Origin of the sequence: Pseudomonas sp. SJZ077, from assembly GCF_007993905.1 — a bacterium.
Classification (GTDB): Bacteria; Pseudomonadota; Gammaproteobacteria; order Pseudomonadales; family Pseudomonadaceae; genus Aquipseudomonas; species Aquipseudomonas mandelii.
This window is the reverse complement of record NZ_VIUJ01000002.1, coordinates 392,048-413,906: the sequence shown is the minus strand read 5'-3', so window position 1 is coordinate 413,906 and position 21,859 is coordinate 392,048. Positions and strand designations below refer to the sequence as shown.

General features: G+C 55.7%; 19 protein-coding genes. 10 read left to right on the top strand and 9 right to left on the bottom strand.

Annotated elements, in window-relative coordinates; genetic code table 11:
- The first annotated feature begins 20 nt into the window (after nucleotides 1-20).
- From FBY01_RS05645 to FBY01_RS05620, 6 genes are all read left to right on the top strand, one after another.
- Nucleotides 21-2,057: a type VI secretion system tip protein VgrG gene (locus tag FBY01_RS05645; protein ID WP_145306540.1), complete on the top strand. Its 2,037-nt coding sequence runs from the start codon at nucleotides 21-23 to the stop codon at nucleotides 2,055-2,057.
- Nucleotides 2,058-2,075: 18 nt separating this feature from the next.
- Nucleotides 2,076-2,513 carry a hypothetical protein gene (locus FBY01_RS05640; protein WP_145306542.1) on the top strand — a complete coding sequence of 146 codons (438 nt, stop codon included), beginning with the start codon at nucleotides 2,076-2,078 and terminating at the stop codon, nucleotides 2,511-2,513.
- Nucleotides 2,514-2,536: 23 nt separating this feature from the next.
- A complete protein-coding gene (locus tag FBY01_RS05635) occupies nucleotides 2,537-5,635 on the top strand; it encodes a peptidoglycan DD-metalloendopeptidase family protein (protein WP_145306544.1) in 3,099 nt (1,032 codons plus the stop codon).
- Complete coding sequence (locus FBY01_RS05630) at nucleotides 5,610-6,191, top strand: hypothetical protein (protein ID WP_145306546.1); 582 nt, start codon at nucleotides 5,610-5,612, stop codon at nucleotides 6,189-6,191. Before FBY01_RS05635 ends, FBY01_RS05630 begins: the two co-directional genes overlap by 26 nt.
- A 253-nt stretch (nucleotides 6,192-6,444) precedes the next feature.
- Nucleotides 6,445-7,551: a lysozyme inhibitor LprI family protein gene (locus FBY01_RS31795; RefSeq protein ID WP_229801709.1), complete on the top strand. Its 1,107-nt coding sequence runs from the start codon at nucleotides 6,445-6,447 to the stop codon at nucleotides 7,549-7,551.
- A gap of 13 nt (nucleotides 7,552-7,564) precedes the next feature.
- Nucleotides 7,565-7,996, top strand: coding sequence for a hypothetical protein (locus tag FBY01_RS05620; protein WP_256672286.1), 432 nt, complete (start codon nucleotides 7,565-7,567; stop codon nucleotides 7,994-7,996).
- A 55-nt stretch (nucleotides 7,997-8,051) separates the two neighbouring features.
- Here FBY01_RS05620 and FBY01_RS05615 read toward each other — a convergent pair whose 3' ends face one another.
- Complete coding sequence (locus tag FBY01_RS05615) at nucleotides 8,052-8,435, bottom strand: DUF6124 family protein (RefSeq protein WP_145306550.1); 384 nt, start codon at nucleotides 8,433-8,435, stop codon at nucleotides 8,052-8,054.
- A gap of 486 nt (nucleotides 8,436-8,921) precedes the next feature.
- Here FBY01_RS05615 and FBY01_RS05610 point away from each other — a divergent pair, with 486 nt between their 5' ends.
- From FBY01_RS05610 to FBY01_RS05600, 3 genes are all read left to right on the top strand, one after another.
- Nucleotides 8,922-9,308: a helicase gene (locus FBY01_RS05610; RefSeq protein ID WP_145306552.1), complete on the top strand. Its 387-nt coding sequence runs from the start codon at nucleotides 8,922-8,924 to the stop codon at nucleotides 9,306-9,308.
- 150 nt (nucleotides 9,309-9,458) lie between these two features.
- Nucleotides 9,459-10,811 carry a hypothetical protein gene (locus FBY01_RS05605; RefSeq protein WP_145306554.1) on the top strand — a complete coding sequence of 451 codons (1,353 nt, stop codon included), beginning with the start codon at nucleotides 9,459-9,461 and terminating at the stop codon, nucleotides 10,809-10,811.
- Nucleotides 10,812-11,073: 262 nt separating this feature from the next.
- On the top strand, nucleotides 11,074-12,438 hold the full coding sequence (locus tag FBY01_RS05600) for a hypothetical protein (protein WP_145306556.1): 1,365 nt from the start codon (nucleotides 11,074-11,076) through the stop codon (nucleotides 12,436-12,438).
- Between the two features lie 96 nt (nucleotides 12,439-12,534).
- Here the strand turns inward: FBY01_RS05600 and FBY01_RS05595 are convergent, their stop codons facing one another.
- The 6 genes from FBY01_RS05595 to exbB form a co-directional block, all read right to left on the bottom strand.
- The gene (locus tag FBY01_RS05595) at nucleotides 12,535-13,935 is read right to left on the bottom strand and encodes an aminoacyl-tRNA deacylase and HDOD domain-containing protein (RefSeq protein ID WP_077748573.1); all 1,401 of its coding nucleotides are present in this window, start codon (nucleotides 13,933-13,935) and stop codon (nucleotides 12,535-12,537) included.
- 78 nt (nucleotides 13,936-14,013) lie between these two features.
- Complete coding sequence (gene recG, locus FBY01_RS05590; RefSeq protein WP_145306558.1) at nucleotides 14,014-16,089, bottom strand: ATP-dependent DNA helicase RecG; 2,076 nt, start codon at nucleotides 16,087-16,089, stop codon at nucleotides 14,014-14,016.
- 9 nt (nucleotides 16,090-16,098) lie between these two features.
- Nucleotides 16,099-17,028: a hydrogen peroxide-inducible genes activator gene (locus FBY01_RS05585; RefSeq protein WP_010465236.1), complete on the bottom strand. Its 930-nt coding sequence runs from the start codon at nucleotides 17,026-17,028 to the stop codon at nucleotides 16,099-16,101.
- Nucleotides 17,029-17,314: 286 nt separating this feature from the next.
- Complete coding sequence (locus tag FBY01_RS05580) at nucleotides 17,315-18,070, bottom strand: energy transducer TonB (RefSeq protein WP_010465234.1); 756 nt, start codon at nucleotides 18,068-18,070, stop codon at nucleotides 17,315-17,317.
- Entirely contained in the window at nucleotides 18,067-18,495 is a 429-nt protein-coding gene (gene exbD / locus FBY01_RS05575) for a TonB system transport protein ExbD (RefSeq protein ID WP_010465232.1), read from the bottom strand. The genes FBY01_RS05580 and exbD overlap by 4 nt, the downstream gene beginning before the upstream one ends.
- A 6-nt stretch (nucleotides 18,496-18,501) precedes the next feature.
- Nucleotides 18,502-19,470, bottom strand: a complete 969-nt coding sequence (exbB, locus tag FBY01_RS05570) for a tonB-system energizer ExbB (protein WP_102594929.1) — start codon at nucleotides 19,468-19,470, stop codon at nucleotides 18,502-18,504.
- Nucleotides 19,471-19,659: 189 nt separating this feature from the next.
- Between exbB and FBY01_RS05565 the strand changes: the two genes are divergently transcribed.
- Nucleotides 19,660-20,517 (top strand): SDR family oxidoreductase, encoded by an 858-nt coding sequence (locus tag FBY01_RS05565; RefSeq protein WP_145306560.1) that lies wholly within the window; start codon nucleotides 19,660-19,662, stop codon nucleotides 20,515-20,517.
- 140 nt (nucleotides 20,518-20,657) lie between these two features.
- Here FBY01_RS05565 and FBY01_RS05555 read toward each other — a convergent pair whose 3' ends face one another.
- The gene (locus tag FBY01_RS05555) at nucleotides 20,658-21,398 is read right to left on the bottom strand and encodes a hypothetical protein (protein WP_010465226.1); all 741 of its coding nucleotides are present in this window, start codon (nucleotides 21,396-21,398) and stop codon (nucleotides 20,658-20,660) included.
- A 58-nt stretch (nucleotides 21,399-21,456) separates the two neighbouring features.
- Nucleotides 21,457-21,837, bottom strand: coding sequence for a RidA family protein (locus FBY01_RS05550; protein ID WP_003229509.1), 381 nt, complete (start codon nucleotides 21,835-21,837; stop codon nucleotides 21,457-21,459).
- Nucleotides 21,838-21,859 lie beyond the last annotated feature (22 nt).

The following is a 21,859-nucleotide window of genomic DNA, read 5'->3' as shown; positions in this document are numbered from 1 at the left end:
TACCGAACAGGGAGCAAGCAATGTTCAACTCAGCTAACGAAACCCACTTCAGCCTCACTGTTGAAGACTACGTGGGCGACCTGCAAGTGCTGTCGTTCACCGGCACTGAAGGCATCAGCCAGCCGTATCGCTTCGACCTGGAACTGGTCAGCGAAAACCCCGATCTGGACCTGGAAAAACTCCTGCACAAACAGGCGTTCCTGGCGTTCGATCCGCAGGGTTCCGGCATCCACGGCCAGATCTACCGCGTCGCCCAAGGCGATGCCGGCAAGCGCCTGACCCGCTACAAAATCTCCCTGGTGCCGCAACTGCAATACCTGCATCACCGCACCAACCAGCGCATCTACCAGCAGATGTCCGCGCCGAAAATCATCGCGCTGATCCTCGACGAGCACGGCATCAAGGGCAACGCCTACCGCTTCCAGCTCAGCCAGCCATTCCCGGACCGCGACTACTGCGTGCAGTACGACGAAACCGACCTGCACTTCGTCCAGCGCCTGTGCGAAGAGGAAGGCATTCACTACCACTTCCAGCACAGCGACAAAGGCCATCTGCTGGTGTTCGGCGACGACCAGACCGTATTTCCGAAGCTCGGCCAGCCAACCGCGTATGTGCAAGGCAGCGGCATGGTCGCCGACGAGCCCGTCATCAAAGGCTTCAAACTGCGCCTCGAAACCCGCACCGGCCGCGTCACGCGCCGCGACTACGATTTTGAAAAACCGCGCCTGCAACTCGAAGCCGCCTACAAACCCGACGGCGAAAGCACCGAACCGGATCTGGAAGATTACGACTACCCTGGCCGCTTCCTCGATCGCGCGCGCGGCAAATTTCTCAGCCAACGCGCCCTCGAACGCCACCGCGCCGACTACCAACAAGCCGAAGGTCACGGCGACCAGACCAGGCTGATCAGCGGCCACTTCCTGGAAATGTCCGACCACCCGCGCACCGAGTGGAACGACCTCTGGCTGCTCACCGAAATCGTCCACGAAGGCAAACAACCGCAAGTGCTCGAAGAGTCCGTGACCAGCGACACCACCGACAACAAAGATGACTTCCACCAGGGCTACCGCAACCGCTTCCTCGCCACCCCGTGGGCCGTGTTCTACCGCCCAGCCCTGGAACACCCGAAACCCCGCGTGCTCGGCAGCCAGACCGCCATGGTCACCGGCCCCAAAGGCGAAGAAATCCACTGCGACCAATACGGCCGCATCAAAGTGCAATTCCACTGGGACCGCGAAGGCCTGGCCGACGACAAAACCAGCTGCTGGATGCGCGTCTCTTCGAGTTGGGCCGGCGACCGTTATGGCGCCATCGCCATCCCGCGCATCGGCATGGAAGTGCTCGTCACGTTCCTTGAAGGGGATCCTGACCAACCGCTGGTGACCGGTTGCCTGTACCACAAGGAAAACCTCGTTCCCTACGACCTGCCGGCGAACAAGACTCGCACCGTGTTCAAAACCCTCAGCTCACCGGGGGGCGGTGGGTTCAATGAACTGCGGATTGAAGACAAGAAAGGGGCCGAGCAGATCTTCATCCATGCGCAGCGGGATTGGGATGAAAACATTGAGCATGATCAGAAGATTCGCGTGGGTAACGAACGCCACGACACGGTGGTGAAGAACACCTACACCGAACTGAAAGCCGAAGAACACCGCACCACCATCGCCGACCGCAAGGTTGAAGCGCGGCTGGATGATCACCTGACGATTGGGCAGAACCAGCACGTGAAGCTCGGGACTGCGCAGCTGACGAGTGTCGGGAAAGAGATTCATCTGAAGGCTGGGGCGAAGATTGTTATTGAAGCTGGCAGCGAACTCACCATTTTGGGGGGAGGGAGCTTTATCAAGCTGGATGCCGGTGGTGTGACCGTTGTTGGGCCGGTGGTGAAGATTAATGCGGGTGGTTCGGCAGGGAGCGGGACAGGGATTGGAATTAAGCCGCCGGTGTTGCCGGGGGCTGCGGATAAGGATAAGGCGGGGAGTTTGATGGATCAGGCGTTGGGGAATGCTGTGCCTGAGAAGGTTAAACCGAAGGCTTTTTTTGTGTTTTCTGAGTAAGAAAAAAAGGGTTAAGAAATGAAAGCTCAGCAACGTTTCTGTTTTTTTATGTTGGCCACGATGCTTGGTTTGTTCTCCATCAGTGTTCAGGCTGCCAGCAGTAGTGCAACTTTATGCCCCTCGAAGGAATTCACAAAGTTTTTAGTTGCATTTACTGAAAGCTCTTCTGTTCAGGAGGAGTTTACTAATTTGCCGCTTAAGAAAATTATCACAGTAGATGCGGAGCCAGAGCCCAAACAAGAAGCCATACTAATTGAAAAGATGAAAATTGTATTTCCTGTAATACCTGACAAGAAACGTCGGGAGGAGACAGGTCTTAAGTTGCAAGTTCTAGATAGTACAAGTGAAGAGGCCGCAGTAAAATTAGAAAAGCCTGATACAGACTACCAAGTTATTTACGTATTTAAGTTTAGCTCGTGTTGGTTTTTAGACGAAGTCAAAGATTATTCACTTTGATTGCCATTTGAAAAGGAAGTTTTATGTCTTTCGCTGAAGTGATGCTTCGTGTTTTACCGCCCGTGAATGGTCAGCAACCACATATTACGGGTCATTATGGCGAACAACGACCTAGTGGTCCCCATGGTGGTACAGACTTTAATTATATCGGCGGGCAGAACGGTATAAATTTGCAATACCCAAAGGTATATGCGCCGATAGCCGGTGTAGTCACATTTACAGGCGGATCATACGGCACGATTAAGATCAAAGATGCGGAGGGTAATAGCCACGAAATTCTGCATACAAGCAGCCACATCGTAAGCGTGGGCGCGACTGTTGCAGCGGGTGATGAAATTGGTGCGATGGGTGGGCAAGGGCCAAATGGCGCTGCACAGTATCCTCGTCACGTGCATTATCAAATGAAGGGACCCACTGGCACTTTAATCAGCCCCGAGACATGGTGGAACCAGCAGACGACGGCTCCCGCTAGTGCTCCGCCGGTGTCAGAGCCTGGAGTGGCTAGTACATCAGCTTTCCAATTCCCGATTCGCAAGACAGGCGGGACTCAGTTTAAAGACGCCGATGAACTGTTCGCTGCTCTTGAGCTAGAAACTTCAGGTCACTATCTCTTGGGGAACCACAAGTTTTGGCACGGCGGAATTCACATTAGCAATAAGAGTGCTCCACAATGCGTACGTGATGAACCTGTCCGTTGCATAGGCGATGGGGTAGTGGTGGCGTATAGGTTGAATAAGGATTATCTGACGTCGACATTCGAAGGCGCGAGCGACTCAGAAGCCCTGAAATACTCCAATTCCTTTTGCCTTGTTCGCCATGAATACAAGTCTCCAGCAAATACCGAAGTAACGCCAAATACGCACAATGAGCTGACGCTCTATAGTCTTTATATGCATCTGTTACCGTTTGACCGATACCCGGCACCGCCAGAGGAAATACCTACACCGAGAATTAAGATGGTTGCAGGTGGCTTCAAAGCGCGTAGCGATATAAAAGATGCAGTTGGCTGTATTGAGTACGGCGGGATTTCTTCGGGAACCGAGATAGAGATCCTTGAAGAACACGTGGACGGCATACACGCTAAAGGCAAACTTCTTAAAGGTACTGTTGTCGGCCGGGTTGATGGCCAGGAGTTTTGGTTTGCCTATAAAAAAGATGGCGTCGCTTACCCCAAAACAGGCGGAGGTGCCAGTTGGATTACTGTCCTGCTTCCTGAGCGTACGAAACCTGGTTACTGGCAAGGCAAAGTCAAAGCAGTGGTGACAGGAACGGGGTTAACACTTCGTAAGCCACCAGCGACTCTTGCTCACGGCGCCCCAGCCGGTGACCCAATGGGGACGGGGTTAGTTCTTTGCACTAACAGCACAATCGAGTTCGATAGTGGAAAAGTATTCAATCTGAAAGTGGGCAGTCAAACACTGCGGATGGCAGAATGCACATTCATTCCGAGCACTTCGGGTCCAGCCACTGGGCTTAAAAATCAAACGCTCTCAGTACCACCAAATTTCTGGGCTTGTGTCGAGGATATCGCTCCAAACCGCTTCGTCGATTGGCGTGAATTGACGCCGACCGCTTTTGATAAGGTCGTGCCTTTGGGTACGGCCATCAAGGCTGGCGACCCAATTGGATATTTGGGTATGAATGAAACGCTTCAAAGTCCAACTGGCGGGGTTGCGGGTAAATATCAGGTTCATTTGGAGGTTTTTTCTGCCGATCCGAGGATTGAAGATTTTCTAAAGAATACGGCAGGGATTAAGCAAGGCAAGCAGTACATTCACTTACCCGCTGCAACTGTACTAAGCAAAAAACCTCCTGAGATCGGAACTTTTGAGCTGGTCAAAGAGCATGTTGTTGAACTTGGTAAAGCTGTTCCATTTACGGACACTTTTGAGTGGTATGAGCTAACAGTCGTAGACAACGGTGAAACCAAGAATGGTTTACTCAAAAAAAGTGAAGTTACGCTACTCACGCAACATGATTGGGAAAAACTAGGCTTCCGCGTCATCAAAGAGTCTAATCCGAGCTCCGACGGCTTTTTAGATCCCGAAGACATGCCAGATTTTTTCAAGGATTTATACAGTGAGCTCGATGAATTAGGTGATGGTGACGGAAAAGTGACACCTCAAGACTTTCCTAAAGCGCTGAAAAATGTAGAACTCAGAGATCACTGGTCAAAACTCATCGCCTATCACCCAACTGAATGGAAAGATAAAGCTGATACACCGAAGTGGGCTCGTTTGGCACAGCTGCTCGAAGGAAGCCCAGAGGTACTTGAACATGAACAGGCTAGAATCAATAGTTTGGTTTTTTGGGACGATCCCGCTTTGCAGACGAAACAGCTTGGCAGCGGACTTATTTGGCATTTTCATCCAGTCGCATTTGTAGGTAATGCAATTAGTTCACGTGGGAAAATAAAGATAACCGTTGCGATGCTGAAAAAAGTTTTTGAAGGTTTAAAAAATACTGCTGAGAAGGATGATTTATTAGCTGAGGTTGCATCTCAAATAAATGAGAATAGTGAAAAGTACAAACTAGATACTGTTCTGAGGTTGAGTCACTTTTTCGCTCAAGTCAGGCAGGAAATCGGATCGAAATGTACGGTTGAAGAAGATTTCACGTATGGTGTGGAAGGGCTTAAGTCTACTTTTGGTTACTTCGCGAGCCACCCCGGCGAGGCTACAACCTATGGCTATCCAGGCCCTACGAAATATGTGTCCCCTCAAAATCAGATCGCTATTGCGAATCGAGCTTATGCCAGTAGGCTTGGTAATGGAAATGTCGCCTCTGGTATGGGATGGAAGTACCGCGGTAGAGGTCTAAAGCATCTAACAGGCAAGGCTAACTATGAAGCTTTCAAAACATATCACAAAACGTTTTGGGGGGAAGAGGTTGATTTTGTTGGAAGCCCGGACTTACTACATACAAAATATCAGTATTCGGTAAGATCTGGCGTCTACTTTTGGCTTAAAAACAGTATCTTTGCAGAAGCAGACAAAGGAGATACTAGAGAAAATGTCGATGCTGTAACTAAAATCATCAATAGAGATACCGACAGTTATCTTAAACGATGGAACAATTTTGAAAGGATATACAAAGTTGAAAAAATATTCGAAGGTATTTAAAACGTTCAAAACTTGTGCATTTGCTGTCGGCTTTATGATTTCAAATGCTTGGGCCGCTGAAGCGCCGTCTATTGGGGAGTTGCATCCTCCAGTTGTCGCTGCTGTAGGTCAACAAAAAATTGTAGTGTATTTTCTGAAGAATAATTTAAAGAATAAAATTAAAGACGTGCATGTGGCAGACGCGGAAATATTCTATTCTTCGATAAATTCCGATAAAGCTACCTTAAATTATGTCTGGAAGATCGAGGGTGAACAAATTACATCCGTATTTTTCTACGAATGGAAGTCGCCAGATAGATCGGGAAAAACAATGTATGTTTTGACAAAAAGCAAACTGTCCAATAGCGAATTCGACGGTGTTACGTATTCAACTTTGGAGTTGCCTCTAATAAAGGATGGTGACAGGTTATCCGTTTCCTTTTTTCCAGGCGATTCATCTGATTCCATACTGCAGAATTGCAGGGAAGGGCGTGAGTTAGCGACAGGAAAAAATGCAGTCTGCGCTTATAAAGATGCTGGCAGTATAAAAAAATATCTGACTGCACAGGATAAGTGAGGGAAGGGGGGCGGATTTATTTGATTGAACTTGCCATTTTGCGGGTTGGTCGTCGACAAATAAATCTGTCAGCTCTATATGGAAATTTCGATACGACGCTTTCGCATTTCTGAATCAAAACAAGGGAACGGTATTGAGGAAGTTATTTTTATCGGTGATGCTCTTGTGTCCTTTGGCAGTAGCCGCTGAACCGATCTTTCAGTCTCTGCAGTTATGCAAGCAAGACAGTGCCACGAGTAATTGCTCGGTGGTCATGGACAGTAATAGCTATTTGGTGGATGCCCATTCCGGCAAGAAGCTATCCGACACAGCTGAGTCGACTGGAGCGTTGAATTCGTTTCAGCTCTACCGGGATGGCGATCGATACATACTGGCCAATGAAAACTTCTCAAGGGCTCAGTCGCACCGCTGGGTGGTGTTTGGCTATGACGGTGGGAGGATTGTTCTGGAGAGGATTTATATTTTCTCGTTAGACACATCTGAACATTCAGGGCCTCACTGGCATGGTTACGACTGCCGGCCCGGCTCCAAACCATTCAGTCCTCCAAGCGGTGATTCTTTCAGCGAGTCAGCAATGCAGTCGCTGTGCGGCGACGTCGAAGGTGTGGTGATGTTGGTGCCGGAAGATTCATCTATATCCAAACCCTCAAAATCCTTGGCCGTCAGTGTTCCGGTGTATAGCGCCCGAACTCGTGTCGGTGCTGCTACATATGCTTTTGCTAAAAGCGAGGAGCCGGATCTGTCGACGATGGTTTGTCTGTCCAATTGCTTACCCATCGGGCCGGAAAAAACTGAGACATCGGTGAAAAGTGTTTCAGCTGCATCCCTTAACGCTAAGGAAACCTGCAACCCTGACAGCTTTACCAATCCCGATTTGATCATTTGCGGCCAGCAAAGCTTCGAAAAAGTCGACGCTGTGTTGAATGAGCAATACAAGAAAACCCTGGCCAGCTTGTCTCCCGCAGACAGGAAGCAACTCACCGATGTGCAAAGAAGATGGGTGCGCTTCAAGGAAGCGTATTGCGAGGATCTGTATCAAGCGGTTTTGCCGGGAGCGGAGGCGCCCATCGATAAGATTACGTGCTTGGCGCAGACAACCACCGCCCGGTTGGGCGAGCTCATTTATCTACAGACAGGTATGCCTAATGATGGTTTTTACAAAGCTGCTTCGTTGATGGCAGGGCAGGATCGCGAAAGCGGTCTGAAGGCCTCGATCAATCTGCTCGGAGGGGGAGACTTCGACGATCCGGTTTGGAAGCAATATGCGGATGGGCAGTGCGAGATGAGTTTCCGTCTGTTTCGTGAAGACCTCGCTTATTGCGCTGTGCGAATGCGCTTTCAGTTACCTATGAACCGCTAAAGGAATGATCGGTTTGAAATATTTTTCTTCGGTTTTTTTGGCCCTGCTACTCCTCTGTCCGATGACGGCTCACAGCGAAGTCACGACGGAGGTCTCTTGCTTCCGCTCGCAGGAAGGCAAGGACATCAATTTTGAGTTCAGAAGCTATTACGACTCGGTTTCCAAATGGAGCGGTGCAAGCGTTCAGTACAGTAAATCCAAGGAGGCCATTTCTCTCGTCTTTAAGGATTCGGAGGAAGAGGTACTCGATCCGAATCGGCCCTCTCAATTCACGACAAGATGGATTGAAGTGTCCGAAGGTCTGGTGACGGGAGATTATGCAATGGTCAGTCAAGGTGCTCTGATTTACGCAATGATCTATACGAACTACATATCCGGAAAAAGGTACGTATTCGAGAGCGATAGCGATATGAACCCACCTCCCCAGACAGGCTGTCAGTGGTGAGTCAGGGATAATCAAGAAAGGGGACTTAAGTCCCCTTTTTCTATCCGTGGTTCTGCTACAGCTTCGCCCGATGCTCCGCCGGATTGGGCGAATCAATATGATCCAGTGCTCGCTCCACCAACAACCGGACCCCATCCGCCAATCTGCTTAGCGCCAAGGCTAAGGAGCGCCGTGCTCCGTCCACGTCGTCGGCCAGGTTGGCGGCGATGGCGCTGATGGATAGCAGGTCTTCCGAGGCGTTGGCCAGGAGGGCTTCGGTGTCGATGTCGGGGGAGACGGTGAAGAGGTTGCCTTTGCGAGGCTTGGGTTTATCGCCGGGTGGTGGGGCGAAATGGTGGTTGAGCGCGCGTTCGGCGGCTTCGTGGAGTTTCTTCGAATCGAGGGATTCGTAGGGGGAGGTGGCTTCGTTTTGTGGTGGATTGGGTGTTGGCTTGATCATATGAGTAGTACCGATATTAGGAGCTAAACACCTTTTCGCTTGCGCTTCGAATGAGGTGGCAGCTGTGTATAGGTGTGCAAGACCGGAATCGGCAAACCGGCAGACCCGAAGGCCTCCCACACACAGCCGCCATAACAATTCGCGAGCATAAGAAAACGCTCGGTGAATAGCCATAACCGATTGTGTGCCGATCACGGACTTGCACGTCCGTGTCACCGATTTTGCGGCGACGAACAAAGCCTATCGACGAAGCCCAAGACTGCCTAGTTCACGAACAACACCACGTGTTGAAGGAAATATCCGAGGGAGTCGAGCGTAGAAAGCTCAAAATTTCCACGCTTTTAAACACCCTCGTTTCGTCAATGACTTGGTAGTCATCAGCGTCAAAAACCACGGCATCTTCTTCTATCGCTGCACAACAGTGGCGTTCTCGCTTGAAGCCGCTACACTGCGCCGGCCGTTCACTTTTCTCTTGAGGCTGTGCGCATGAAATTTCGTTTTCTACTGTGGATGCTGGGTTTGTTGATGGGTAAGGCCAGTCGGACTAATCCTGCTTTTCAGCAGCAGTTGGGTGACAAGGAATTGGTGTTTCAGCTACAGACCCAGGACGGGAAGGTGGCGCGGCATTTCTTTGTGAAGGATCAGCGCATTACCAGCAAGTCGGGCGTGTATGCCGAGCCGGCGTTTGCGATTGCCTTTAAAGACGCAACGTATGGCTTTGCCACGATGCAGGCGAAGAACAAGCAGTTGGCGTTTATGACGGGGATTCAGGACAAGTCGATTCAGATCAAGGGCAATCCGGCGTTGGTGATCTGGTTTCAGGGGTTGACCAAGTATTTGAAGCCGAAGAAGAAGCCTGCTGCTGTTCGTTGATAAATCCAGTGCTGGCTCACGCTGTCATCATTTAGGCTCAAGAGGACAATAGAACTGTCAGTTTTTACAGGCGCGATAGGGTGACTGTGAATGCTCTACTCGGGGAGGGAGGTCCATAGCGGACTCCACTCACCTTGATGGAGCAAGATCATGATCCAGCTGAAACCAGCCAACTCAGGAAGCCTCGATCCGACATTTAACGGTTCTGGTGTTTTGGACTTTCCGCTCTCTGAAGTGTACGGATTCCCCGATGCGGTTCTCCCATTGGATGACAACAAAACGCTTGTTGTCATGAGGCCTACAGCGTTCAACGTTCCGGTCATAGTTGCGCGGCTGAATGAAGACGGGACGCTGGATCGCTCATTTGGCACTGCGCAGCGTGGCTTTGTTGAAGTGCCTTTCGAAGATAGTGACATCTATGTATTCGGGCTCACGCCTCTGGCTAATGGTGGGTGGCTGATCGTTGGCCAATACATATCGTTCAGCGGTGGCGGTTTGCTCATCGTGCGGCAGTTTCAGGATGGCCGACTGGATACGTCCTTGAATGGCGATGGAAAACTCTTCATTCCTTATGATGATTTGGGTAGTCCCCAGCACAGTGGGGTGACGCTGGAGGTTGCTGGCCGCCATGGCGAAAAGACGTCGGCAGGACGCTCCCGGGTCTCTGGCCACAGCGGAGTCTCTGTGGTTGAGCAGTCGGATGGCAAGATCGTGCTGGTCAGTTCCGTTATCAACACTTCCGGAAAACCGAAGGGAATTGTGCTGCGGCGTAATTCAGACGGCTCGCCCGATCTGACGTTTGCCGGGACTGGCTTCGCGATTGTCGAACTCCCAGGTGTCGAGCATGAATGGAGCGGTGCCGAAGGTGTTGCGGTTCAGGCGGACGGCCAGATATTGGTGACTGGCATGTACGTGAAACAGGACGAATCCATGGGAGCCTTCGTAACTTGCTTCAACTCACTGGGACAAGTAGACCGCACGTTTAATGGCGGCCTTGCGGTGACCATTCCGAGTCCTCGCTGGATGATGTTGAGCGCCATCACGGTTAGAGAAAGTGACGGCAGGATTGTTGCGGTGGGGAATTCGCGAGAGAAGGACGTTCAAAACGGGGTGATCGTCGTTTTAAACAAGAGTGGGTCCTACAATCTTCCTTTTAACAACGGACGGGCCCTTTTTTCTGAGTTGGTGCCGCAGGGGCAGGATTGGGCGCGCTGTGCGTTGCACGCTAATGGATCAATCAGTGTCACCGGAAGCACCGGGCAAGGCTTCGTCTCTGAGGAGATGGCAGTGGTGACGGCGCGTTATCTTTCTGACGGCTCATTGGACATGACATTCAATGCCGGTAAAGGCTTTGCTGTTTTTGACGGTGAGAAAGGGTTTGAGCACGCTTTGGACATGGCATTAATGGCTGATGGACGCATTGTTATTTGCGGAAGCTTGTGGGGAGACGGTGAACCTTTGCCGACCTTCAAGGGCGGATGGATGTTGCGCTATCTGGCTTGATTCACTCAGATAGACCGAGTTGGATTCTTCGCGGGCAAGCCTCGCTCCTACAGGGATTGCGTGAATCCTGTGGGAGTGGGCTTGCCCGCGATGCTTTTAGGCTTGGCTGAATTGCGAAACATTGGCTCCGTGCGTCATAAGAGTGTCTCTCAAAGACAGCAATACTGTTATTTATGACAGGTGTTTGAGGGTGCCACTGACTGCTCTACTGATGTGAGAAGTCCATTAAGGACCTTCACTCAAATATTGGTAGGGCAAAATCATGAATCAGCGACAAGTAAAGAAAAGCGCGGGGAGTCTAGACCCGGAGTTTGGTGATCAAGGTTCAATAACTGTGCCGATTGGCACTACCGGGGCCATTTCGTCGGCCATTCTCGCACTACCTGAGGGCAAGTTGCTTATTGCCGTCGAACCATACATGGGAGAGCGCTCGTTTACAGTAGCGCGTCTAAATGAGAATGGAGCGCTTGACACTACATTTGGCGTTGAACAAAACGGCGTGGTGCGCGTGATCTTCGAGGATACCTATGTGTATCCCATATTCGGGCTCATTCCTTTATCTGATGGGGGATGGGTGACTTACGGCCAATACACCTCAAAAAATTCTGACGGATTGGCGTTTGTACGGCAGCGCCAGGATGGCACTCTGGAAGAGTCGTTCGGTGTTCGCGGTGGGCGTTTCATTCCCTACAATGAAATTGGCAATCCCGAGCAGTTGAGGGTGAAGGCGGATATTTTGCATCGGGATGGCGAGAAGGGGGCCGAAGTGGAACCTGAGCGGGCGGGCAATTCCGGCTACTCCGCAGTTGCACAGTCAAACGGTAAAATCTTCTTTACTGCTAGCATTTCGCCTGGCCCCGGTATTTCGAAAGGGCTTGTACTAAGACTTAATTCAGACGGCACTACCGATAAAACTTTTAATGGTGTTGGCTCTGCAATCGTTGAGCTTCCAGGCGTGGTGCATAATCGGAATCAGGTCGACGCTATTGCCGTGCAGGTAGATGGAAAAGTATTGGTCTCTGGTTATTACACCAATGATTCGGATAACTCCAGAGGCGGGTATGTCATGCGGTTCGACGCCGAGGGTCAGGTGGATGCCAGCTTTAATGAAGGTGTTCCGGTAACCATTTCTGATCCCGCTTATCGATTGTTTTTTATGAATGCAATCTCTGTTAGAGAAAGTGATGGCGGGATCGTTGCGGTTGGTGATGTGCGGCGTGGCAGTTTGCGATACGGGATGATCGTCGTCCTGAACTCCAGCGGATCTTTCAATCGGGTCTTTAACAGGGGAATGCCGTTATATTCGGACATGCTGCCTGAAGGTCTGGCTTGGAAGCGATGTTCCTGGCAGGCAAACGGAGCGATTGTAGTCGCCGGCAGCCGCGGTGATGGCTTTGTCGGGGAGCAATTGGTAGGGGTGACTGCGCGGTATCTCTCTGACGGCACCCTGGATCCGACGTTTAATCTTCGGGGCTGGGTCGTTTTCGACCTTGAGTATGTTTATGAATCCGTAAAGGACATGGCGATCATGGCGGATGGCCGAATCGTACTGTGTGGCCACCTCTGGCGCGACTCCACCCCATGGCATAAGCGTTTTGGCGGGTTTGTTGCGCGCTACTTGGTTTGAGAAGCTCAGATAGACCGAGTTGGATTCCTCGCGGGCAAGCCTCGCTCCTACAGGGATTGCGTGAATCCTGTGGGAGTGGGCTTGCCCGTGGTGCTTTTAGGCTTGGCTGAATTGCGAAGCGAGTTCGCGCAGCAGGACTTCGGCTTCGAGGACTTTGCTGACGACGTCGTTGGCTTTGTCGCGAGTCAGGCCTACGCGTTCCAGCAATGCGTCGGGGATGTCTTCGTCCGGACCGGAGCCGATGCCGCGGCTGCGCAGCAGGCGTACGGCCAGGCAGACGAGGTTCGGGTATTCAGCGTAGGCACCGTCGTAGCTTGGGTCGTGCTGGAAGCGCAACGCAGTGGCCAGTTCGTCGGGCATGTCCCAGTAGCGCATCAGCCACGAACCAATTTGTTCGCGGCTGATGCCGAGCAGGTGTTGCTCGACGTAGCTGTGGCACAGGTGCGGGTTAACTTCCAGGTGACGGCAGATCAGCGAGAAGTGCGGCGGGAAGACGTGGGCCAGCAGCAGGTAGCCGAAGTTGTGCAGCAGGCCGGCGAGGTAGGTCAGGCCGGCTTCCGGGCGCTGGGCGCGGGGCATGGCGCGGGTCAGGCCTTCGATGACGGCGGCGGTGTAGATCGATTGCTGCCAGTACGGCGTGGTGTGTTGCGGGTGGTCTTTGGGCAGGCTCAGGGTTTTGCCCAGGGCCAGGCCCAGCGCCAGGTTGATCACCAGGTCGAAACCCAGGACGCGCACGATCGCGTCTTCCACTGAACGAATTTTGCCCGGCGAGGCGTAGTACGGCGACGCGGCCCAGCTGACGACTTGGGCGGCCAGCGCCGGGTCGGTTTCGACCACGCCGGTGATGTCGTCGATGGTGGCGTTGGGGTCGACGCGCAGCTTGATGATTTTCTGCGCGGTCTCGGCCAGCGGCGGAATTTCGATGGTGGCTTCCAGGCGTTGCTGGATGCGTCGTGCGGTGAACGCCTGGACGGCCTGGGTGATTTCCTCGCGGTCATCGTCGGGGCGGTCGAGGTTGGGGCGGATGCTGGTCAGGTTCTCGCCGAAGTTGGCGGCGCTGGCCTTGGTCAGCATGCTTTTGAAATCTTCGCTGGTGATTTCCAGCAGCAGGCCCGGCTCGCCCGAGTTGATCAGCAACTTCGGTTCGCGCAGCAGGCTTTCTTCGTACAGGCACGGCGAACTGGTCAGCGCCGGCAGGCCAGGCAGCAGGCTCAGGTTGTGCTTGCCGAGCATTTTCACCAGGCGTTCGGTGGGCACGGCGGTGAGGCGGCGACCGGTCAATTCGGCGAGGCGATTGAGGTCAAGCAACTGGCTTTGCGGGAACAGCACCATCAAGGCACCGACGGCGTCGTCCACCAATACCGCCTGCACTTTGCGCGAGGCGTTGAGGCCGTGGTGATCGAGGACTTCTTCGTAGGCAATGCCCAATTTGCCCAGCAGCAACCGAATAACAGACGGAGCGTGCAGGGGTTCCGGGGCGAGGGCAGCTTCAGTCATGGTCTGTATCCGTATTCAAACAATTGCAGGAGTATAACCAGCTTGTTTAAAAGCATCGTCCACAAACTGCGACGGTGCTCACACTTGGCCGTATTGCTGCCCATGGCGCAGCCAGCGGTCGAGCAGCGGGCTGACGTGATCCGGCCAGCGCTCCAGCAATGCCTGGGCGGCGTCGCGCACGGCGGGCAATAGATCGGCGTCGCGCATCAGGTCGGCGACCTTGAATTGCAGCAGGCCGGTCTGACGAGTGCCGAGCATTTCGCCGGGGCCGCGCAGTTCGAGGTCCTTTTCGGCGATGACAAAACCGTCGTTGGTTTCACGCATGATGCCCAGGCGCTGACGGCCGATCTGCGACAGCGGCGGATGGTAGAGCAGCACGCAATGGCTGGCGGCGCTGCCTCGACCGACGCGGCCGCGCAATTGGTGCAACTGCGCGAGGCCGAGGCGCTCGGGGTTTTCAATGATCATCAGGCTGGCGTTCGGCACATCGACGCCGACTTCGATCACGGTGGTCGCAACCAGCAGCTGCAAATTGCCGGCCTTGAATTCGGCCATGACGGCGGCTTTTTCCGCGGGCTTCATGCGGCCGTGGATCAGGCCGACCTTCAGCTCGCCGAGCGCGGCGGTGAGGTCTTCGTAAGTGGTTTCGGCGGCCTGGCAGGTCAGCTCTTCGGATTCTTCAATCAGCGTGCACACCCAATAGGCCTGACGCCCTTCGGCGCAGGCGCCGCGCACGCGCTCAATGACTTCGACACGCCGGGTATCGGTGACCAATACCGTGTTGACCGGGGTTCGGCCGGGCGGCAGTTCGTCGAGGATCGAGGTGTCGAGGTCGGCGTAGGCGCTCATGGCCAGCGTTCGTGGAATCGGCGTGGCGGTCATGATCAGCTGATGCGGACACATCCGCCCGCCGACGCCTTTCTGCCGCAATGCCAGGCGCTGCTGCACGCCAAAGCGGTGCTGTTCGTCGATGATTGCCAGTGCAAGGTTCTTGAACTGCACTTCCTCCTGGAACAACGCGTGAGTGCCGACCACCATAGGTGCGCCATTGGCGATCTGCTCCAGCGCGGCCACGCGGTTTTTGCCCTTGAGCTTGCCGGCCAGCCACGCGACTTCAATGCCCAGCGGTTCGAGCCAGCGCTTGAAGGTGATGAAGTGCTGCTCGGCGAGGATTTCGGTGGGCGCCATCAAGGCGACCTGGTAACCGGCCTCCAACGCCTGAAGCGCGGCGAGGGCCGCGACCACGGTTTTACCCGCGCCGACGTCGCCCTGAATCAGCCGAAGCATCGGTTCGTGCTGGCTCAGGTCGTAGGCGATTTCGTTGCCGACTCGTTGCTGTGCGCCGGTTGGCGTAAAACCCAGATTGGCCAGGTATTGCGCCGGCAGTTTGGTGGCTTTCGGCATCGCCGGCGCGCGCAGGGAGCGCATGCTTTCGCGCAGACGTTGCTGGGATAGCTGATGGGTCAGCAGTTCTTCAAAGGCCAGACGGTGCTGAGCCCAGTGATGGCCGAGGGCAAGTTCGTCGACATCGGCATCGGCGGGCGGGTGATGCAGGTAGCGGATCGCATCGGCCAGCGGCGCGAGTTGATAGTCCCGGGCCAGTTCGGTCGGCAGCCAGTCGGGCAGGCTGGTCGGGCCGAGCATGGTCAGGGTTTGCATGCACAGTTGGCGCAAGCGCTGCTGGGTCAGGCCTTCGGTGAGCGGGTAGACCGGGGTCAGGGTTTCATCCACCGGCGGTGGCTCGTCGCCGGTGATGGCGCGGTATTCCGGGTGGTAGATTTCCAACCCCGACGCACCGGGCCGGGCTTCGCCGTAGCAGCGAATCCGCGTGCCGCGTTTGAGGCCTTCTTTCTGGGCGTTGCTGAAATGGTAGAAGCGCAGACTGAGCCCGCCGGTGCCGTCCTGCAGACGCACGACGAGGCTGCGGCGACGGCCCATGACCACGTCGGCGCCGCTGACGGTGCCTTCGATCACGGCGTCCTGGCCCGGTCGCAAATGGCTGATCGGGACCACGCGAGTGCGGTCCTGATAACGCAGCGGCAGGTGGAACAGCACGTCCTGGAGATTCTCCAGGCCGACCTTGGCCAGTTTCTCGGCCATGGCCTCGCCGACACCCTTGAGTGCCGTGACCGACACTTGCGACAACTCGGTCATGGCAGCGACTTAGGCCGCAACCACCGGTGCTTGCGGCTTGGCCACCGAGCACAGGCGAATGGAGTCAGCGAGGATCTCGATGGCTTTCGGACGCGGGAAGCTGGCGCGCCACGCAATGGCCACGGTGCGGAACGGTACCGGAGGCGTCAGTGGGCGCACTTCGATCACGCCGGGGGCGTAGTGATGGCTGTCGACGGCCGACAGCGGCAGGATCGAAATACCCAGGCCGGACGCGACCATGTGGCGGATGGTTTCCAGCGAGCTGGATTCCACCGTGGTGTGCTTGGCACCGTCGTTGCCTTTGGCCAGGGTCGGGCAGGCTTCCAGCACTTGATCGCGGAAGCAGTGGCCTTCGCCGAGCAGCAGCAGGCTCTTGTCGTTGAGCAGGCTGGCGTCGATGGATTCTTTTTGCGTCCACGGGTGCTGGGCCGGCATCAGCACGTAGAACGGCTCGTCGTAGAGCTGCAGGGTCAGCACGTCGGCTTCGTTGAACGGCAGGGCGATGATGATTGCGTCGAGCTCGCCGTTGCGCAGTTTGTCGCGCAGTACGTGGGTGAAGTTTTCTTCGATGTACAACGGCATCTGCGGGGCAACCCGGTGCAGTTGTGGAATCAGGTGCGGAAACAGGTACGGGCCGACGGTGTAGATCGCGCCGACTTTCAGCGGAGCGGTCAGCTGGTTTTTGCCTGCCTGGGCCAGTTCGCGAATGCCTTGGGCCTGTTCCAGGACTTTCTGCGCCTGGGCAACGATGCCTTCACCGACCGGAGTCAGGCGCACGGCACTCTTGCTGCGCTCGAAAATCAGCACACCGAGTTCGTCTTCAAGCTTTTTCACGCCCACCGACAGGGTCGGCTGGCTGACATGGCAACGCTCGGCCGCGTGGCCGAAATGCTGCTCTTGGGCGAGGGTAACGATGTAGCGTAATTCTGTGAGAGTCATAGCAAGCGTCCATGAAGTTGCGCGCCAAGCATAACGGCTGCAATCGATAGACGCACGTTATCAGAGTGAGTGTGCAGAGTGACACTGGGTAATGCCGGTTTGCCGCTGGCAGATACACAAAAGGCACCTTTGGGTGCCTTCTCTGCATGATCATGGACTTTCCTGCTGGAGGAGACCCCTGTAGGACTGAGCCTGCTCGCGATAGCGGTATTACATTCACCGAAAAGGTTGAATGTGGTGGCCTGATCGCGAGCGGGCTCACTCCTGCAATGGTTTTGTGTTGCGTTTAGCGGCGGCGTTTTTCCAGTGAGTAGAGGAACGGCGCCGTGATTTCGATGGTGCCATTGGTCAGCATGTCCGCCGGTGGCTTGGGCAGCGGTTGGGCGAGGCGGATCATTTCCAGGGTAGCGCGGTCCAGATCGGCGGTGCCTGAGCGGCTCACCAGTTCGTACGACAACACATTACCTTCGCCATCAACGATGAAGCGCAGACGGTTGGTGCCTTGCTTGCCCCGATTCTGTGCACTCACCGGGTACTTTTTGTACTTGCCCAAGTGCGCGAGCAAAGTGCCTTCCCAGCTGGCCTTGGCAGCCTGTTGTGCAGGCGATGGGCCCGGTGCTGGTTGCGCGGATTTCTCCGTCGGTGCCTGGGTCGGTTGTGCGTCGCTAGGCTTCTCCTCGGACGGTTTCTCCTTCGGCGGCTCCGGCTTTTTCTCCACAGGCTTGGGTGGTTGCGGCTTCGGCTTCGGCTTGGGTTTGACCGGCTTCGGCACAACGATCTCGGCCTTCGGCACTTCAGCCAGTTTCGGGATCGGCAGTTCTTCCACCGGGGCCGGTGGCTGTGGCGGCGTTATCACCTTCGGCGGTGCCGGCGGTGGTGGGGCCGGAACCGGCGCCAACTCGACCATCATCGCCTGCGGAGGCAGCTCGATGGGTGGGCGCGACGTCCAGTTCAGCGCCAGCGCAATAGCCAGTGCATGGACGCCCAGCACCACGGCCAGGCTCGCGCTGTAACGCGTCAGCTTATGGCGCGTCGTGATCATTTCTTGACTGCCGTCTCGAGCCCGACCAGACCTACCTTCAGGTAACCGGCGGAGCGCAGGTTGTCCATCACGCTCATCAGGTCGCCGTAATCCACGCCTTTATCGGCCTGGAAGAAGATCGTCGTGTCTTTCTTGCCCTGGGTCCTGGCGTCGAGGGTGGCGCCAAGTGCTTCGGCCTTCACTTCGTCTTCACCGAGGAACAGGCGCTGGTCAGCCTTGACGCTGAGGAACACCGGCTTCTCTGGCCGCGGCGCCGGTTTGGCGCTGGAGGCGGGCAGGTCGACCTTGATGTCCACGGTGGCCAACGGAGCGGCCACCATGAAGATGATCAACAGCACCAGCATCACGTCGATGAACGGCGTGACGTTGATTTCATGGTTCTCGGCCAGATCGTCGTCTGCGCCTTCTTTCAAATGCAAGCCCATGGCTGATTACCCTACTTTGACCATGTGGGGTTGCGCGGAGCGCTCGGCGGTCGGCAGGTGATCGAGGTCGCGGCTGACCAGCAGCAGGACTTCAGCCGAGGCATCGGACACTTGCGCCTTGTAGCCAGCGATGGAGCGGGCGAAGACGTTGTAGATCACAACAGCAGGAATCGCCGCAACCAGACCCAGCGCGGTGGCCAGCAGGGCTTCGGCGATGCCGGGGGCGACGACGGCGAGGTTGGTGGTCTGGGTTTTGGCGATGCCGATGAAGCTGTTCATGATGCCCCACACGGTGCCGAACAGGCCCACGAACGGCGCGGTGGAACCGATGGTGGCGAGCACGCCGGTGCCGCTGCTCATGTTGCGACCGCAGGCTGCAACCAGACGCTCGAGACGGAAGGCAACACGTTCCTTGATGCCTTCTTTCTCGCGGCTGTTGACAGACAATCGCATCTCTTCCAAGGCGTCATGCACCAGCAGGTTGGCGAGGGTGCCTTGCTTCGTGGCGGTGGCGCTGGCTTCTTTAAGGGTGGTGGCTTTTTTCAGGTGGACGATTTCAGTGCGCAGACGCCGCTTGGCGCCCATCAGCTCGAAGCCCTTGGCGATCCAGATGGTCCAGGTGATGATCGAGGCGATGGCCAGACCGATCATCACGATTTTTACGATAATGTCGGCGTTCTGGTACATGCCCCAAGGCGACAGGTCGTGGGCCATGCCCAGGGTGTTGTCGGCTTCGAGAACTTCAGGGACGTCTTCGGCATCTACTGCCTGAGCCGGGTCGGTTGCGGCGGGTGCAACGGCGGGGGCGGCATGATCAGCCGGGGCTGGAGCAGCGGCGGCGGCCGTAGTGGCCGGAGCTTGTACGTCAGCGAAAGCGGCGGTCGGTGCCAGCATCAGGCTGAGCAGCAGGGCGGCCACTGCGCTCCAGGCGCGAGGTCGTTTGGTTGGCGAAGCGGGGAATTGATTGCGTGTCATGCTGGCCGGACCTGAAATAGAAAAACGGTAAATGCTCTTCCAGGCCTCGTAAGGCCGAGAACAAAAGTGGCGTGCATTATTGCAAGTAATTCTTGTTAACAAAAGTAATAGAGTATCTTTTTTTCCTTCATTGCTAGCCGCTCGTCCATTGTCGGCGCTAGTCTTTGCCTTTCTGATGGGAGTTTTCTGATGTCTGCGCCTTCTGTGTTGATCGCCGGCTGTGGTGATGTCGGCGGTCGTTTGGCCACGCAATTGATGGCTTCCGGGTGGGAGGTTCATGGCCTGAGGCGGGACGTCTCGCGCCTGCCCGAGGGGGTCATTGGCGTTGCCGGCGACTTGTTCGATAAGGACTGTCCTGAGACGTGGCCAATCGGTGCCGTGGATTACCTCGTTTATTGTGCGGCCGCGACCAATCACGATGAAGCCGGTTATCGCGCCGCGTATGTCGAGGGGTTGGAGCATGTGCTGGAGTGGCTCGACGACTACGGGCAGGTACCGAATCGCCTGCTGTTTGTTTCCAGCAGCAGTGTGTATGGGCAGCAGGAGGGCGAGTGGGTCGACGAGACTTCGCCGACCCTTGTATCAGGCTACTCGGGTCGATTGATGCTGGAGGCCGAGAAAGTGGCGCTCCAGAGCGGCATCCCGGCAAGCATCGTGCGCTTGACTGGCATCTACGGCCCGGGCCGCGAATGGCTGCTGACTCAAGTGCGTCGTGGCTATCGCGTGGCGGTTGACCCGCCGCTGTATGGCAACCGCATCCACGCCGATGACGCGGCGGGCTTGATGGCGTTTCTGCTTGAAGCGGATCGACGCGGGATGGCGTTGGATGACGTCTACATCGGTGTCGACGACGCGCCAGCGCCGCTGGCCGAAGTGGTGGGCTGGTTGCGTGAATATCTGGGCGTGACCGAGTGGGCTGACGACGCGAGCGTACGGCGCACGGGCAGCAAGCAATGCAGCAATGCCAGGGCGAAGGCCCTAGGCTGGACGCCGAAGTACCCAAGCTATCGAGAAGGCTACGCCGCCATTCTCGAAGACCGCTGCTGACTTCCCATCACCACAAACCAAATGTGGGAGCGAGCCTGCTCGCGATGGTGGCATAACATTCAACATCATCGTTGGCTGTTATGGCCTCATCGCGAGCAGGCTCGCTCCCACATTGGTTTTGCGTTGGCTTCAGGGCCGGGTTACTGCTTTTCCAGCAACCACTTGCGATCACCCGGCGTGAACTGAGGCATTTCATCCGCCTGAGCCGTGTTCACTGCCTGCAGAATCTCCAGTTCCTTGCCCTTGCGCGCAAAGATCCAGGTATTGCCCTGGCCGTTCACTTGCAGCCACATGTTGTCATTGCCGCCGCTCATCGACGCGCAATCGCCCGCCAGGCAAAGGGCATATCGATCGGCACCCGGCAGTCCGGCAACCTGGCCATCGGCCTGGAATTGCACGGTATTGCCTTCGCCCGGACCGTTGACGATTTTCCAGCTGCCGCCCATGTAGGCGGTGTACAGCGCGCGTTCGAAGCTCGCGCCAATCGGTGCGCCATCCGGGACCGGAATCAACGCGCGGTCAAAGACCTGCTCCGGCTCGTTTTCGCTGGCGGCCTGGCTCAGTTGCTTGCCGTCACGCTTCAGTTCGCTGGCGGAGCTGCCATAAAAGTCGACTTTCCAGGCGCCGGACTCTTCGCCCAGCAGCTTGCCGTCGACGTTTTCAAAACCATTGGTGTAGCGGGCTTGAGCGGCCTTGGTGTTGACGTCCCATTCCAGGTTCGGGCCATAAGCCTGGAGCGCTTCACGCAGGGGGCCACCTTTGGACGCAGCGTCGATCGCCACCTGATTGATCCAGGTGCCGCTGATGTCACGATCGGCAGGGTTGCTGGCACAACCGCCCAAGAGTAGGGCGACCAGCGAGAGAGCTAGCGCATGGCGCATGGTGGAATCCTTTCAGAAACGAAGTCGACGCAACCTTGAAAAGGCTGCGCCGGATGTATTACTCGATGACCAGAATGGCATCCATTTCAACCTGCGAACCCTTTGGCAGGGCGGCTACGCCGATGGCGGCGCGGGCAGGGTATGGCTGGTCAAAGTACTTGCCCATGATCTCGTTGACCTTGGCGAAGTGGCTCAGGTCGGTGAGGAAGATGTTCAGTTTGACGATGTCCTTGAACGAACCGCCAGCGGCTTCGGCCACGGCTTTGAGGTTCTCGAACACCTGGACGGTCTGGGCTTCGAAGCCTTCAACCAGTTCCATGGTTTTTGGGTCCAGAGGAATCTGGCCCGACATGTAGACGGTGTTGCCAGCCTTGATCGCCTGGGAGTAAGTACCGATGGCGGCCGGGGCCTTGTCGCTGGTGATAACAGTCTTGGTCATGAATGACTCCTTGTAATAGTGG

Coding starts and splice junctions, on each gene's coding strand:
- FBY01_RS05645 (WP_145306540.1), top strand. CDS start 21: ATGTTCAACTCAGCTAACGAAACCCACTTCAGCCTCACTGTTGAAGAC.
- FBY01_RS05640 (WP_145306542.1), top strand. CDS start 2,076: ATGAAAGCTCAGCAACGTTTCTGTTTTTTTATGTTGGCCACGATGCTT.
- FBY01_RS05635 (WP_145306544.1), top strand. CDS start 2,537: ATGTCTTTCGCTGAAGTGATGCTTCGTGTTTTACCGCCCGTGAATGGT.
- FBY01_RS31795 (WP_229801709.1), top strand. CDS start 6,445: ATGGACAGTAATAGCTATTTGGTGGATGCCCATTCCGGCAAGAAGCTA.
- FBY01_RS05615 (WP_145306550.1), bottom strand. CDS start 8,435: ATGATCAAGCCAACACCCAATCCACCACAAAACGAAGCCACCTCCCCC.
- FBY01_RS05610 (WP_145306552.1), top strand. CDS start 8,922: ATGAAATTTCGTTTTCTACTGTGGATGCTGGGTTTGTTGATGGGTAAG.
- FBY01_RS05605 (WP_145306554.1), top strand. CDS start 9,459: ATGATCCAGCTGAAACCAGCCAACTCAGGAAGCCTCGATCCGACATTT.
- FBY01_RS05600 (WP_145306556.1), top strand. CDS start 11,074: ATGAATCAGCGACAAGTAAAGAAAAGCGCGGGGAGTCTAGACCCGGAG.
- FBY01_RS05595 (WP_077748573.1), bottom strand. CDS start 13,935: ATGACTGAAGCTGCCCTCGCCCCGGAACCCCTGCACGCTCCGTCTGTT.
- recG (WP_145306558.1), bottom strand. CDS start 16,089: ATGACCGAGTTGTCGCAAGTGTCGGTCACGGCACTCAAGGGTGTCGGC.
- FBY01_RS05585 (WP_010465236.1), bottom strand. CDS start 17,028: ATGACTCTCACAGAATTACGCTACATCGTTACCCTCGCCCAAGAGCAG.
- FBY01_RS05580 (WP_010465234.1), bottom strand. CDS start 18,070: ATGATCACGACGCGCCATAAGCTGACGCGTTACAGCGCGAGCCTGGCC.
- exbD (WP_010465232.1), bottom strand. CDS start 18,495: ATGGGCTTGCATTTGAAAGAAGGCGCAGACGACGATCTGGCCGAGAAC.
- exbB (WP_102594929.1), bottom strand. CDS start 19,470: ATGACACGCAATCAATTCCCCGCTTCGCCAACCAAACGACCTCGCGCC.
- FBY01_RS05565 (WP_145306560.1), top strand. CDS start 19,660: ATGTCTGCGCCTTCTGTGTTGATCGCCGGCTGTGGTGATGTCGGCGGT.
- FBY01_RS05555 (WP_010465226.1), bottom strand. CDS start 21,398: ATGCGCCATGCGCTAGCTCTCTCGCTGGTCGCCCTACTCTTGGGCGGT.
- FBY01_RS05550 (WP_003229509.1), bottom strand. CDS start 21,837: ATGACCAAGACTGTTATCACCAGCGACAAGGCCCCGGCCGCCATCGGT.